This is a genomic window from Hydrogenophaga sp., from assembly GCF_050182545.1.
Taxonomy (GTDB): domain Bacteria; phylum Pseudomonadota; class Gammaproteobacteria; order Burkholderiales; family Burkholderiaceae_C; genus Hydrogenophaga.
In genome coordinates this window covers 245,798-259,138 of the sequence record NZ_JBFXCD010000001.1, presented here as the reverse complement: position 1 = coordinate 259,138, position 13,341 = coordinate 245,798, and the positions used below count along the sequence as shown (strand labels likewise).

The 13,341-nt window shown below is 67.8% G+C and carries 11 protein-coding genes; 2 read left to right on the top strand and 9 right to left on the bottom strand.

Annotated elements, in window-relative coordinates; genetic code table 11:
* Positions 1-6: 6 nt before the first annotated feature.
* Both AB7P10_RS01285 and AB7P10_RS01280 read left to right on the top strand, forming a co-directional pair.
* A complete protein-coding gene (locus AB7P10_RS01285; protein WP_428292020.1) occupies positions 7-1,371 on the top strand; it encodes a cytochrome ubiquinol oxidase subunit I in 1,365 nt (454 codons plus the stop codon).
* A gap of 25 nt (positions 1,372-1,396) precedes the next feature.
* The gene (locus AB7P10_RS01280; protein WP_428292019.1) at positions 1,397-2,395 is read left to right on the top strand and encodes a cytochrome d ubiquinol oxidase subunit II; all 999 of its coding nucleotides are present in this window, start codon (positions 1,397-1,399) and stop codon (positions 2,393-2,395) included.
* 328 nt (positions 2,396-2,723) lie between these two features.
* On the opposite strand, the gene guaD is transcribed toward AB7P10_RS01280, so the two are convergent.
* The 9 genes from guaD to AB7P10_RS01235 form a co-directional block, all read right to left on the bottom strand.
* Complete coding sequence (guaD, locus tag AB7P10_RS01275) at positions 2,724-4,004, bottom strand: guanine deaminase (protein WP_428292018.1); 1,281 nt, start codon at positions 4,002-4,004, stop codon at positions 2,724-2,726.
* A 73-nt stretch (positions 4,005-4,077) separates the two neighbouring features.
* Positions 4,078-5,169 carry a BMP family ABC transporter substrate-binding protein gene (locus tag AB7P10_RS01270; protein WP_428292017.1) on the bottom strand — a complete coding sequence of 364 codons (1,092 nt, stop codon included), beginning with the start codon at positions 5,167-5,169 and terminating at the stop codon, positions 4,078-4,080.
* 116 nt (positions 5,170-5,285) lie between these two features.
* Complete coding sequence (locus tag AB7P10_RS01265; RefSeq protein WP_428292016.1) at positions 5,286-6,299, bottom strand: adenosine deaminase; 1,014 nt, start codon at positions 6,297-6,299, stop codon at positions 5,286-5,288.
* 20 nt (positions 6,300-6,319) lie between these two features.
* Positions 6,320-7,360 carry a Rieske 2Fe-2S domain-containing protein gene (locus tag AB7P10_RS01260; RefSeq protein ID WP_428292015.1) on the bottom strand — a complete coding sequence of 347 codons (1,041 nt, stop codon included), beginning with the start codon at positions 7,358-7,360 and terminating at the stop codon, positions 6,320-6,322.
* Between the two features lie 200 nt (positions 7,361-7,560).
* A complete protein-coding gene (locus tag AB7P10_RS01255) occupies positions 7,561-8,703 on the bottom strand; it encodes a BMP family ABC transporter substrate-binding protein (RefSeq protein ID WP_428292014.1) in 1,143 nt (380 codons plus the stop codon).
* A 73-nt stretch (positions 8,704-8,776) separates the two neighbouring features.
* Positions 8,777-9,697 (bottom strand): ABC transporter permease, encoded by a 921-nt coding sequence (locus AB7P10_RS01250; RefSeq protein WP_428292013.1) that lies wholly within the window; start codon positions 9,695-9,697, stop codon positions 8,777-8,779.
* 2 nt (positions 9,698-9,699) lie between these two features.
* Positions 9,700-10,755, bottom strand: a complete 1,056-nt coding sequence (locus AB7P10_RS01245) for an ABC transporter permease (protein ID WP_428292012.1) — start codon at positions 10,753-10,755, stop codon at positions 9,700-9,702.
* Positions 10,742-12,298 (bottom strand): ABC transporter ATP-binding protein, encoded by a 1,557-nt coding sequence (locus AB7P10_RS01240; protein ID WP_428292011.1) that lies wholly within the window; start codon positions 12,296-12,298, stop codon positions 10,742-10,744. The genes AB7P10_RS01245 and AB7P10_RS01240 overlap by 14 nt, the downstream gene beginning before the upstream one ends.
* 37 nt (positions 12,299-12,335) lie before the next feature.
* Complete coding sequence (locus AB7P10_RS01235) at positions 12,336-13,280, bottom strand: LysR family transcriptional regulator (protein WP_428292010.1); 945 nt, start codon at positions 13,278-13,280, stop codon at positions 12,336-12,338.
* Positions 13,281-13,341: the final 61 nt, after the last annotated feature.

Sequence of the window (13,341 nt, the reverse complement as noted above, 5' to 3'; positions counted from 1 at the left end):
TCCCGCATGGACGCCCTCATCCTCTCGCGCATCCAGTTCGCCGCCAACATCAGTTTCCACATCCTGTTTCCGACCATCACCATCGCGCTGTGCTGGTTCCTACTGTTCTTCCGGCTGCGCTTCCTGAAGACGCGCGACCCGGCATGGGAAGAGGCCTACTACTTCTGGACCAAGGTGTTTGCCCTGACCTTTGCGCTGGGTGTGGTCTCGGGCATCGTGATGAGCTTCCAGTTCGGCACCAACTGGCCTGGCTTCATGGAGAAGACCGGCGACATCTCCGGCCCGCTGCTGGGCTACGAGGTGCTGACTGCCTTCTTCCTGGAGGCCAGCTTCCTGGGCATCATGCTGTTCGGGCGGGGCCGTGTGAGCGAGCGCGTGCACCTGATCGCCACGATGCTGGTGGCCGCCGGCACCACGCTCTCGGCGTTCTGGATCCTGAGCCTGAACTCGTGGATGCAGACGCCCGCAGGCTTCGAGATAGTCGATGGCAGGTTCATCCCGGTGGACTGGCTGGCCGTGGTCTTCAACCCCTCGTTCCCCTACCGCTTCGCGCACAAGCTGCTGGCCTCCACGCTTACCGCGTCGTTCCTGATCGCCGGCCTGTGTGCCTGGCAACTGATCAAGGGCAGCGCCACCGGCGGCACACACAAGGCCCTGCGCACGGCCGTCGTTGCTGCCTCGGTCGCCATGCCGTTGCAGTTCCTGGTGGGAGACATGCACGGCCTGAACACGCTGGAGCACCAACCCGCCAAGATCGCCGCGCTCGAAGGCATCTGGCAGACCGAGAAGAGCGCGCCGCTGACCCTTTTCGGATTTCCGGACGAGGCCGCGGGCACCACGCACTACGCGGTGAAGATTCCCAAGCTGGCCAGCCTCATCTTGGCGCACGATATGGATGCCGAGCTCAAGGGCCTGAACGAATTCCCCGGCGCGCACCCGCCGGTGGCGCCGATCTTCTGGGCCTTTCGTGTGATGGTGGGCGTGGGCTCGCTCATGCTGCTGGTGGCCTGGGTGGCCGCCTGGATGCTCTGGCGCCAGCGCCACGCCGGCGCCGGCGCCCGGGTGGAGCTGCCACGCCCGATACTCTACACGCTGGCGGGCATGACCTTCTCGGGCTGGCTGGCCACGCTTTCGGGCTGGTACGTCACCGAGATCGGCCGCCAGCCCTTCATCGTCTATGGCCACCTGCGCACGGCCGAGGTGGCCACCCAGCTGCCCTCTCCCATGATCGCGGTCACGCTCACCGCCTACCTGATCGTCTACGGCCTGCTGCTGGTCACCTACGTCGGCGTGCTCAAGTACATGGCCGAGCACCCCGTGAAACACCCGCCCGAGGTCACCCCCGCCACACTCGGCAAGGCCGGCGCCTGACACACCTGGGAGACACACGATGGACATGAGCTGGGCGAACCTGTTGCCGCTGATCTTTCTCGCCGTGATGGGCCTGGCCCTGCTGGCCTACGTGGTGCTGGACGGCTACGACCTCGGTGTCGGCCTGCTGCTGCCACTGGCCGACGACGCGCAAAAGGACACGATGATCGCCAGCATCGGCCCGTTCTGGGACGCCAACGAAACCTGGCTGGTGCTCGGGGTCGGCGTGCTGCTGGTGGCCTTCCCGATGGCGCACGGCCTGGTGCTGCAGGCGCTCTACCTGCCAGTGGCCGTCATGCTGATCGGTCTGATTCTGCGCGGCGTGGCGTTCGACTTCCGCGTCAAGGCGCCCACACCCTACAAACCGTTCTGGAACGGCGCCTTCTTCGCCGGTTCGCTGCTGGCCAGCGCCTCGCAGGGCTGGATGCTGGGCAGCTACATCACCGGCTTCGCCGGTGGCGCGCTGGGCCTGGCGTTCAGCCTGGGCATTGCCGTCACCCTGCCGGCCGCCTACGTGCTGCTGGGCGCGGGCTGGCTGATCATGAAGGCCGAAGGTGAACTGCAGGCGCACGCCGTGCGCTGGGCGGGCCGCGTGCTCTGGCCCATGGGCTTCGCACTGGTGGCCATCTCGGCGGCCACGCCGCTGGTGAACACGGCCGTGGTGGCCAAATGGTTCAGCGTGCCCGAGGTGTTCGGCCTGATGCCGATCCCGCTGAGCTGTGCCATCGCCTTCTTCGCGGTGCGCTGGGTGGTGACACACCCGAACGTGGTCAAGGCGGGTTACGGCTGGGTGGTGTTCGCGTCCACCGTGCTGATCTTCGTGCTGGCATTCTTCGGCCTGGCGTACAGCATCTTCCCGGACATCGTGATCGGGCGCATGACGGTGTGGGAAGCCGCCATCTCCACCGGATCGCTCACGGTGGTCTTCATCGGCGTGGCGATCACGCTGCCGGTGATCATCATCTACACGGTCTACATGTACCGGGTGTTCTGGGGCAAGGCGCGGGCGCTGACGTACAACTGACACCCCCTGCGCCGCTGACGCGGCTTCCCCCTCTCGGGCGCGCCTTCGGCGCTGGGAGGGGGACGGCATCTCGGGCCGGCGAAGCCGGACCCTTGATGCCCCTGGTCAGTGCGTTGCTTCGCGCCTTGCGCGGTTTGAGCGCCTGCACCTCGCCGGGGAGGGCGGGCCGGGTGCGCGGGCGCAGGAACGATTCGCGGTTGCCACAGAGGAGGCGCGCCAAAGGCGGCGTTGATGGGCTCACAATGGCGCACACGAGAAGACGCCCGCGAGCTGGACCGGAGAACGCGCACCCGGCCCGCCCTCCCTCCCACAAAAGCACCGGGCGAAATCAGCCGCCAGCCACCACCGTGCGGGCAACGACCCGGTCGTCTCCCAGCACGATCAGCGCAAACAGGAGCTCATCCAGGCTGCTGGCCTGCGCCGTCTTGCGCGCCAGCAGAGGCGTGGCCTTTGGGTCGAGCACCACGAAGTCGGCTTCGTTGCCGGGTTGCAGATTGCCCACCACACCCTCCAGACCGAGCGCCTTCGCGGCGCCCGCCGTGTGCTGCCACCAGAGCTGGCCTGGCGTGAGGCTCAGGCCCGGTTTGGTGTGACCTTCGCGTCCCACGCAGTACGCGGCCAGCATGGTGTGAAACGGCGAAAGGCTTGTGCCGCCACCCACGTCGCTGGCCAGGCCGTAGCCCATGCCGGCGGCGTCGGCGGCGAGGTAGTCAAAGAAGCCGCTGCCCAGGAACAGGTTGCTCGTCGGGCTCACCGCGGCCACGGCACCGGTGGTGGCCATAAGTTCGCGGTCGGCCGTGTCCAGGTGGATGCAGTGCGCGTACACCGCGCGCTCGCGCAGCAGGCCAAAATCGCCGTACACACCCAGGTAGCTGCGCGCATCCGGGAACAGCTCTGCGGCCCAGCGCACCTCGTCGCGGTTCTCCGCCACGTGCGACTGGATCCACACGTCCGGGTACCTCGCGGCCAGGTCGCCCGCGCCACGCAGCTGCGCCGGCGTGCTCGTGGGCGCAAAGCGCGGCGTGATCGCGTAGCCCAGGCGGTCCACGCCGTGCCAGCGCTGGATCAGCGCTTCGGTGTCGATCAGGCTTTGCTCGGTCTCGTCGCGCACGCCGTCGGGGCTGTGGCGGTCCTGCAGCACCTTGCCGGTGATGAGGCGCAGGCCACGCTCGCGCGCCTGCTCGAAGATCGCGTCCACCGAGGCCGGGTGCGAGGTCGCAAACGTGAGCGCCGTGGTCACGCCGTGGCGCGCGAGTTCGTCGAGAAAGAAGCCCGCGACTTCGCGCGCATGGGCCGGCTCGTGAAAGCGAGACTCGTGCGGAAAGGTGTAGTTCTCCAGCCAGGGCAGCAGGCCCGCGGCGGGCGCGCCGATCACATCGGTCTGCGGGTAGTGCACGTGCATGTCGACGAAGCCCGGTGCGATCAGCCTGCCGCGCAGATCCTCGACCGCCACGCCGGGGTAATTGCCGATCAACGCGGCGTGGTCGCCCGCGGCGCGCACCACGCGCCGGCCCTGCGCATCGGGGCCGACCACGAGCAGGCCGTCGGCGTCGTACACGGGGCTGTGGTCATCGGCAAAACGCAGCAGGGCGGCACGGTAGGCTTTCATGGCGCGCAGCTTAACGCGTTGGCCGTGTCCGGGCATACGGCCACACCGATAGCGCCCATACCCCGCTGCGCGTTCATCGATCAATGCTGCCCTGCACGCCTTCGACCAGCCAGTTCATGCCCAGGATCTGCGCATCACCGAGGGCCTTGCCGGCCTCGATCACCGTGCGGCCCGCGTTGTCGCGCACCGGCTCGCGCAACGCGGCAAACACCGACAACTTGCCGGCGGCCATGTCGGCCTGGCGCGCCAGCACTTCGTCGCGCACCTTCGCCGGCACCTTGCTGCCAAAGCCGTCGACGCGGATCATGCCGTCCTTCACGCCACCCCACACACTGGCGCTCTGCCAGTTGCCGTCCAGCACCGCCTTCACGCGGCGCGTGTAGTAATCGCCCCAGAGGTGCGTCACCGCGGCGATCTGGGCGTCCGGCGCGACCGCGCGCATGTCGGAGTGATAAGCCACGGCCAGCTTGCCGCGCTCCTGCGCGGCCACCATCACGGCGGTCGAGCCGGTGTGGAAGGCCAGCACCTCGGCGCCCTGGTTCATCAGCGTCATGGCCGCCTCGCGCTCGCGCGGCGGGTTGAACCACTCGCCCAGCCAGACCACCTTCACGCGCGCGCCCGGGTTCACCGAACGCATGCCCAGCGTGAAGGCGTTGATGCCCTGGATCACCTCCGGAATCGGGAAGCCCGCGACGTAACCGGCCTGCGTGGCCATGCGACCGGCAGCCACGCCGGCCAGGTAGCGGCCCTCGAAGTAGCGCGCGTTGGCGGTGGCGACATTGGACGCGGTCTTGTAGCCGGTGATGGATTCGAACTTCACGTCCGGGAACTCGCGCGCCACCTTCAGCGTGGGCTCCATGTAACCGAAACTCGGCGTGAAGATGATGCGGTGGCCCTGTTGCGCCAGGTCGCGGATCACGCGCTCGGCGTCGGCGCCTTCGGGCACGTTCTCCACGTAATGTGTTTCAACGCGATTGCCCAGCGCGGCCTGCACCGCCTGGCGGCCCAGCTCGTGCTGGCGCACCCAGCCCGCGGGCGTGAGCGGCGCGACGTACACAAACGCGGCCTTGAGCGGCTGCGTCTGCGCCGTGGCGATGAAGGGGGAGAAAAAGCTGGCAGCCGCCAGCGCGCAACAGGCGCGCCGGGCCACGAGGTTTTTGTACATGGTGTTCCTCTACATGGCTTCCGTGAATGAAAAAGCGAGCCGGGGAAGCACCGGGCTCGCTGTCCAGGATTTTAGCCGCGCGGTGGCACCCGATCACCACCGGAGGGCTTGCACCCTCAGTCGATGGCGCTGTCGAGAAGGGCCATGAGTTCGGCGCGCCGGGCCTCGCTCACGAAGCTCGCTTCAAAGCTGTTGCGTGCGAGCGTGATCACGTCGTCCCGCGAAAGGCCGAGCGCCTCCACCGTCTGCACGAAGTTGGCGTTCATGTAGCCACCGAAGTAGGCCGGGTCGTCCGAGTTGACGGTGGCGCACAGGCCGGCGTCGAGCAGCCGCTTCATCGGGTGTGCTTTCAGGTCGTCCACCACGCAGAGCTTGAGGTTGGACAGCGGGCACACGGTGAGCGGCGTGCGGCGCTTCGCCAGTTCGTTGACCAGAGCCGGATCTTCGAGGGAGCGCACACCGTGGTCGATGCGCTCCGTCCTCAGGTCGCTCAGCGCCTCCCAGATGTAGGCTGGCGGCCCTTCTTCGCCCGCGTGCGCAACGATGCGCAGGTCCAGCTCGCGGCAGCGCGCGAACACACGCGAAAACTTCGAGGGCGGGTGCCCGACCTCGCTCGAATCCAGACCCACGCCGATGAAGCGGGCTCGGTAGGGCATGGCCGCCTCCAGTGTGGCGAACGCGTCTTCCTCGCTGAGGTGGCGCAGGAAGCACAGGATCAGCGCCGTGCTCATGCCGAGTTCGGCCTGCGCGCGGTCACAGGCGCTGGACAGGCCGTTGATCACCGTGGCCATGGGCACGCCGCGCGCGGTGTGGGTCTGCGGATCGAAGAAGATTTCGGCATGCACCACGTTGTCGGCCCTGGCGCGCAGGAAGTACGCCCAGGCCATGTCGTGGAAGTCGGCTTCGTGCAGCAGCACGCTGGCGCCGGCGTAGTAGATGTCGAGGAAGCTCTGAAGGTCGGTGAACGCGTAGGCCGCGCGCAGGGCGTCCACGCTGTCGTAGGCCAGGCTCAGGCCGTTGCGCTGCGCCAGCGCGAAGATCAGCTCGGGTTCGAGCGAGCCTTCGATGTGGATGTGCAGCTCGGCCTTGGGAATGGCGGCGGCGAGCTGGGTGGCGGTTGTGGTGCTCATGTGTGTGCGTTCCCTTGTGGTCAACAGGTGCCCACCGAGATGCCCAGGCGCATCAGGTAGCGGCGGTAGGCGCTCGACACCCGGTCGGCCGGTCCGTGCACTTCGGTCACGGGCGCGGTGCGGCCAATCGGCAGGGCGCGTGGCGTCTGCGACTCCACCACGGGGCGGTCTTGCGCGAAGACCGCGTCCTGGAAGGCGATCAACTCCGGATCGGTTGATGTGTCGCCCTGCGTGGCCATGACAAACCAGGCCGTGCAGATCTCATGCCCGTCGGGCCGGATGAACAGCGCGATGGCATTGCTCACCGGATCACCCGCAGTGGCCTCCTTGCTCAACAAGGCGGCAAAAGGGTGCGGCACGTCGTAGCGATAGGCGACCCACGCGCCCTTGTCCGCCTGCGCATATGCGCGCGGCTGCCAGGCGTGGGCCTCACGCACCACCAGGCCCGCGCCCCGCTCGCCCGCCTCTTCCACGGTGCCGGGCCGCACCTGCGCATGGCCACGTTCGCCCAGCCAGCCCTCGTGCACGAAGCCGAAGTGGCTCAGGTCCAGAAAATTCTCCACCAGCCGCGGCGCGCTGGTGCTGACCTCATACGACCCGCACAGCACCACGCGCCAGGCGGGGTCGCCTGCGGGCGGGAATGCGGGCGGCTCCCGCAGGCTGGTATCCAGCGCCTGCTCGGGCGTGCCCAGACGCACCCACACCAGGCCATGCCGCTCACGCGCCTCGAACACCTGCGCCGTGTGACCGGCCGGGGGCATGAAATCGGGTGCCGCGGGCACATGCTGGCAGCGCCCCGCGCCACCGAACTGCCAGCCGTGGTACGGACACTCCAGCCGCGCGCCGTGCAGGCCGATCAGCACCCGGCCCAGCGAAAGCTTCGCGCCCCGGTGCGGGCAGCGATCCGCCCAGGCATGCACCCGGCTACCGTCGTGCGCGCTCTCGCGCCAGAGCACCAGCGGCTGCCCCAGCAGCGCACACGCGACCGGCGCCTCGCGCACCTGGTGCGACGCGATCACGGGATGCCAGAGTTGCTGTTCGATCATCGCGATGTCATTCAAGCAGAAAAGCCGCCCGGAGGAGGCGGCTTTCGATTCCAGGGCACGGTGGGTCCGGCTCCGCCGGCCCACACGTGCGCCTTGCAGGCCGCGCCAGCGCCAGAGGCGCTGACTCTTCAGGCCGTCCAAGCCTGCGCAGGCAGGCTTGGAGCCGCGGCCCTCAGCCCCCTTGAGGGGGTCGCGCGAAGCGCGGCGGGGGTGGGTCAGTTCGGCACTTTGCCTTCGACGCCCTTGACGTAGAACTTCACACCGCCCAGGAACGCGTCGTCGGCGACGGCGTCCTTGGCCAGCACTTCCTTGCCGTCCTGGCCCATGATCGGACCCTTCCAGATCGAGTAGCTGCCGTCCTTGAGGCCGGCACGCACGGCGTCGACCTTGGCCTTGATCTCGGCGGGCACGTCCTCGGCCACCGACACCATGTCGATCGCGCCTTCCTTGACACCCCACCACACGCCACCGGTGGTCCAGGTGCCTTCCAGCGCGTCCTTGGTGGCCTTGATGTAGTAAGGCGCCCAGTTGATGATGGCCGAACCCAGGTGGGCCTTGGGGCCATAGGCGGTCATGTCCGAATCCCAGCCGAAGGCGCGCTTGCCCAGCTTCTCGGCGGTCTGCAGCACGGCCGAGGAGTCGGTGTTCTGCATCAGCACGTCGGCGCCGCCGTTGATCAGCGAAGTCGCGGCCTCGGTTTCCTTCGGTGGGTCGAACCAGCCGTTGACCCAGACCACCTTGGTCTTGATCTTCGGGTTCACCGACTGCGCGCCCAGTGTGAAGCTGTTGATGTTGCGGATCACCTCGGGAATTGGAATGGAGGCCACCACACCCAGGGTGTTGGTCTTGGTCATGCCGCCGGCGATGATGCCGGCCATGTACGCGCCTTCGTAGGTGCGGCTGTCGTAGGTGCGCATGTTCTCGGCCGTCTTGTAGCCGGTGGCGTGCTCGAATTTCACGTCCTTGAAGTCGGGCGCGACCTTGAGCATGGGCTCCATGTAGCCGAAGGTGGTGCCGAAGATGAGCTTGTTGCCCTGGCTGGCCAGGTCGCGCAGCACGCGCTCGGCGTCGGCGCTCTCGGGCACGTTCTCCACGAAGCTGGTGACGACCTTGTCGCCGAATTCCTTCTCCACCGCCTTGCGGCCGTTGTCGTGGGCGAAGGTCCAGCCACCGTCGCCCACCGGGCCGACGTAGGCAAACGCGATCTTCAGGGGCTCGGCCTTGGGCGCCTCGGCCGCCGCGGGTGCGGGCGCCGGTGCGGCGGCCTCTTCCTTCTTGCCGCAGCCGATCAGCACGGCACTGGTCAGCGCGGTCAGTGCGGCAACTCTCATCAGGGAACGTTTGCTCAGGTCTGTCATGGAGAACCTCGAAGTTCAGGGGTGAAGAAAACAGTAAAACTGTACCCAGATGGGTATTCAATTGGAACGCAAATTATGAACCGGGATAGAACGGTTTCCCGATCGACGTCGGCATGTTGATGCGGATCCAGGTCGGGTTGCGCGAGATCAGCACCAGCACGACGATGGTGGCCACGTAGGGCATCATGGTCAGGAACTGGCTGGGCACGTTCACGCCAACGCCCTGCAGGTGGAACTGCAGCATGGTCACGCCACCGAACAGGTAGGCCCCAAGCAACACGCGTGCCGGGCGCCAGGTGGCAAAGGTGGTGAGCGCCAGCGCGATCCAGCCCTTGCCGGCGATCATGCCCTCCACCCACAGCGGCGTATATACGGTGGACACATAGGCCCCGGCCAGGCCGCAGAGCGCGCCACCGGCCATCACCGCCACCAGGCGGATGCGCCGCACCGGGTAGCCCAGCGCGTGCGACGACTCGGGGCTCTCGCCCACGCTGCGCAGCACCAGGCCGGCGCGCGTGCGGTAGAGGAACCAGATCAGGAAGACCACCAGCGCCACGCAGATGTAGACCATGGGGTGGTGGCGGAACAGCGCCGGGCCTATCAGCGGAATGTCCCCCAGCAGCGGGATCGCGAACCTGGCCTGCTCGGGCAGCTTTTCCTGCACGTAGCTCGTGCCGGCAAAGGCCGAGAAACCGGCGCCGAACAGGCTCAGCGCCAGGCCGGTGGCGTACTGGTTGGTGTTGAGCCAGATCACCAGGCCACCGAAGACGGCGGCGAGCAGCGCGCCCGCGGCCATGCCGGCGGCAAAGCCCAGGGTGGTGCTGCCGGTGTGCACCACGGTGGCGAAGCCGGCCAGCGCGGCGCAGAGCATCATGCCCTCCGCCCCCAGGTTGACGATGCCGGCCTTCTCGTTGATGAGCAGCCCCAGCGAGGCAATGGCCAGCACGGTGCCCGCGTTGAGCGAGGCGGCGATCAGCAGTGCGGTGGATTCCATGATCATTTCTTCCAGACGACGCGGTACGCAATGAGGGTGTCGCAGGCCAGCAATGCAAACAGCAGCAAGCCCTGGAACACACCCGTGATGGACTTGGGCAGGCCCAGGCGCGACTGCGCGAGTTCGCCGCCGATGTAGAACATGCTCATCAGGATGGCAGAGAACACGATGCCCACCGGGTGCAGCCGCCCGACGAAGGCGACGATGATGGCCGCGAAGCCGTAGCCCGCCGGCACATAGGGCGTGAGCTGGCCGATCGGGCCCGCCACCTCCAGCGCACCGGCCAGGCCGGCCGCGCCGCCCGAGGTCAGCAGCGCGATCCACAGCGCCTTGCGCGAGGAAAAGCCCGCGTAGCGCGCAGCCGCCGGCGCCAGGCCGCCCACCAGCTGGGCGTAGCCCGCGTAGGTGCGGAACAGGAAGACCCAGACCGCCGCCACCCCGGCCAGCGCCAGCAGCAGGCCGATGGTGACGCGCGAGCCCTGCATCAGCCGCGGCATCTGCGTCACCGCCTCGAAGGTCTTGGTCTGCGGGAAGTTGTAGCCTTGCGGGTCCTTCCAGGGGCCGTAGACCAGGAAGTTGAGCACCTGGATGGCCACGTACACCAGCATCAGGCTGACCAGGATTTCGTTGGCATTGAAACGGTCGCGCAGCAGCGCGGTGATGCCGGCCCAGACCATGCCGCCGAACACGCCGGCGGCCAGCACCGCCGGCACGATCCAGCCCCCGGTGGTCTTGTCCGCCATGAGCGCGACACCGGCGGCGAACACCGCGCCGATCACATACTGGCCTTCGGCACCGATGTTCCACACGTTGGAGCGGAAGCACACCGCCAGCCCCAGCGCAATGATGAGCAAGGGCGTGGCCTTGACCATGAGTTCCGAAAGCGCATAGGTGCTCTTGATCGGTTCCCAGAAGAACACCTGCAGGCCACGCACCGGATCCTTGCCGAGCACGGCAAACAGAATGATGCCGATCACCACCGTGATCAGCAGCGCCAGCAGGGGCGAGGCATAGCCCCAGCGCGCCGACGGCTGGGGACGGACTTCAAGCCGCAGCATGGGCGGTCTCCTCGTTCTTGGGGTTGTGCGCGCTGGGGTTGTGCGCGCTGTCCCAGAGCCCCGACATCCATTCACCGATGCGCTCGATGGTGGCGTCCTTGCGGTCCAGGCTGGGCGAGAGCCGCCCCTTGGCGATCACGTGCAGGCGGTCGCTGATCTCGAACAGCTCGTCGAGCTCCTCGCTCACCACCAGCACCGCGCAGCCCGCGTCGCGCAGCTTCAGGATTTCGCCGCGGATCTGCGCGGCCGCGCCCACGTCCACTCCCCAGGTGGGCTGGCTCACGATCAGCAGCTTCGGTTTTGCCTCGATCTCGCGGCCGACGATGAACTTCTGCAGGTTGCCCCCCGAGAGCGACTTGGCCGCCGCGTCGGGCCCGTTGGCCTTGACCTTGTAGCGCGCGATGATGTCGACCGCCTGCGCCTTGAGCGCGCCGGTGCGGATCCAGCCGCCCGCGCCCAGCGCGTCGCCGCGCGACAGCAGCAGGTTGTGCGCCAGCGAGAGCGTGGGCACGGCGCCGCGCCCCAGGCGTTCCTCCGGCACGAAATGCAGGCCGAGCGCGCGCCGACGGGCCGGGCCATGGCGCGACGCGTCCTGCCCGCCCATGCGGATGCTGCCGGCCGGCGCACGCGTGTCCTCGCCCGAGAGGCAGTACAGCAGCTCGCTCTGGCCGTTGCCCGACACACCCGCGATGCCCACCACCTCGCCCGCGCGCACGTGCAGCGCGATGTCGCTAAGGTGCGTGCCGAAGGGGTCGTCGCTTTGCAGCGTGAGGCCGCTGACCTCCAGCACCGCAGCGCCAGCGTGCAGCTCGCGCACCTCCAGCGCCGGCGGCTCGACACCGATCATCAGGCGCGAGAGCGAGGCGTTGCTCTCCTGGCGCGGGTCGCACACCCCCGTGACCTGGCCGCCGCGCAGCACGGTGCAGGCGGTGCACAGCTCGCGGATCTCGTGCAGCTTGTGGCTGATGTACAGGATGCTGCAACCCTCCGAGGCCAGCTTCTTCAGCACAATGAAGAGCTTCTCCACCGCCTGCGGCGTGAGCACCGAGGTGGGTTCGTCCAGGATGAGCAGCTGCGGGTTGGTCAGCAGCGCGCGGATGATTTCCACCCGCTGCATCTCGCCCACCGAGAGCGTGTGCACCGGGCGCGAGGGATCGATGTCCAGCCCGTACTCGGTGGCTTTGGCGGTGATGCTGGCGCTCACCTCGGGCAGTGTGAGCGACTTGTCCAGCCCCAGCCACACGTTCTCGGCCACGGTGAGCGTGTCGAACAGGCTGAAGTGCTGGAACACCATGCTGATGCCCAGCGCGCGCGCCTCCTGCGGGTTGCGGATGTGCACCGGCTTGCCGTTGAACATCACCGAGCCCTCGTCGGGTTTGACCGATCCGTAGATGATCTTCATCAGCGTGGACTTGCCCGCGCCGTTCTCGCCCAGCACCGCGTGCACCTCGCCGGGCAACACGGTGAGCGAGACGCCGCTGTTGGCCACCACGCCCGGATAGCGCTTGGTGATGCCGCTGAGCTGCAATCGTGTGGTTGTCATGGGTCTCCTTCTTTCTTCGTCTTTCGGGTTCGTCCGCTCAGTGGTCGGCGTCGGGCCGCTTCAGTGCCGCGGCCACGCTCTTGACCTGCTCGCGCAGCCAGCGCCCGGCCTTGGAGGCGTGGGTGCGCTCGTGCCAGAGCTGGTAATACATCATTCGCGGAAAGTCCACCGGACAGGGCAGCACCTGCACCGGCAGCGTGGCGGTGAAGCGGTCGCAGTACTGGCGCCCGGTGGTGAGCACCAGCAGGGTGCCCGCCACCATGGCCGGGATCAGCCCGAAATGCGGGCAGCGCGCGGTGAGGTTGCGCGTCAGGCCCAGCGTGGCCAGGTGCTCGTCGATGAAGCCGCGCGCACCCGGGTGGGTGGGCGTGGGGGCGATGTGCTCGGCGCCCAGCCAGGCCTCCACGTCCCAGCCGCGCCGCACGGCGGGGTGCTGGCTGGACACCAGGCTCACCACCTCGTCGCCGAACAGGCGGCCCAGGTGCAGGTCGTCCGGCGGCTGCGACCAGTTGCCGATGACCACGTCCACGTCGCCCTGGGCCAGGTGGTTGCGGTAGTCGGAATCGCGCGAGAGCGGGTGGATGTCGATGGTGCAGTTCGGCGCCTGGGCCTTGATCTGGCTCACCAGCTGCGGCAGGAACAGCGGGTCCATGTAGTCGCTGGCGGCCAGGCTGAAGCTGTGGTGGGCGGTGGCGGGGTCGAAACTGCGCGCGTCGGAGAACAGCACCTCGGCGCTGCGCAGGATGTCGGCCGCCGGCTCGATCATGCGCAGGCCCGCCACCGTGGGCACCATGCCCGAGCCCGAGCGCACCAGAAGGGGGTCACCCGCGAGTTCGCGCAGGCGCTTGAGCGCCGCACTGACCGCTGGCTGGTACATGCCCAGCCGCAGCGCCGCCCGCGACACGCTGCGCTCGGTGAGCACGGTGTGGAGCACGCGGATCAGGTGCAGGTCAATCTTGTCGAACATGGAGACGTATTTCATACCCTTGTCGTATGCGGTTGAATGGTGTTTTGGGCATTCTGGACATATGGCTGAGCATATG

What these genes read in the sequence shown, in the direction of transcription:
- AB7P10_RS01270 (WP_428292017.1), bottom strand. Translation starts at nt 5,169, where the DNA reads ATGTACAAAAACCTCGTGGCCCGGCGCGCCTGTTGCGCGCTGGCGGCT.
- AB7P10_RS01250 (WP_428292013.1), bottom strand. Translation starts at nt 9,697, where the DNA reads ATGGAATCCACCGCACTGCTGATCGCCGCCTCGCTCAACGCGGGCACC.
- guaD (WP_428292018.1), bottom strand. Translation starts at nt 4,004, where the DNA reads ATGAAAGCCTACCGTGCCGCCCTGCTGCGTTTTGCCGATGACCACAGC.
- AB7P10_RS01265 (WP_428292016.1), bottom strand. Translation starts at nt 6,299, where the DNA reads ATGAGCACCACAACCGCCACCCAGCTCGCCGCCGCCATTCCCAAGGCC.
- AB7P10_RS01235 (WP_428292010.1), bottom strand. Translation starts at nt 13,280, where the DNA reads ATGAAATACGTCTCCATGTTCGACAAGATTGACCTGCACCTGATCCGC.
- AB7P10_RS01255 (WP_428292014.1), bottom strand. Translation starts at nt 8,703, where the DNA reads ATGACAGACCTGAGCAAACGTTCCCTGATGAGAGTTGCCGCACTGACC.
- AB7P10_RS01240 (WP_428292011.1), bottom strand. Translation starts at nt 12,298, where the DNA reads ATGACAACCACACGATTGCAGCTCAGCGGCATCACCAAGCGCTATCCG.
- AB7P10_RS01285 (WP_428292020.1), top strand. Translation starts at nt 7, where the DNA reads ATGGACGCCCTCATCCTCTCGCGCATCCAGTTCGCCGCCAACATCAGT.
- AB7P10_RS01280 (WP_428292019.1), top strand. Translation starts at nt 1,397, where the DNA reads ATGAGCTGGGCGAACCTGTTGCCGCTGATCTTTCTCGCCGTGATGGGC.
- AB7P10_RS01245 (WP_428292012.1), bottom strand. Translation starts at nt 10,755, where the DNA reads ATGCTGCGGCTTGAAGTCCGTCCCCAGCCGTCGGCGCGCTGGGGCTAT.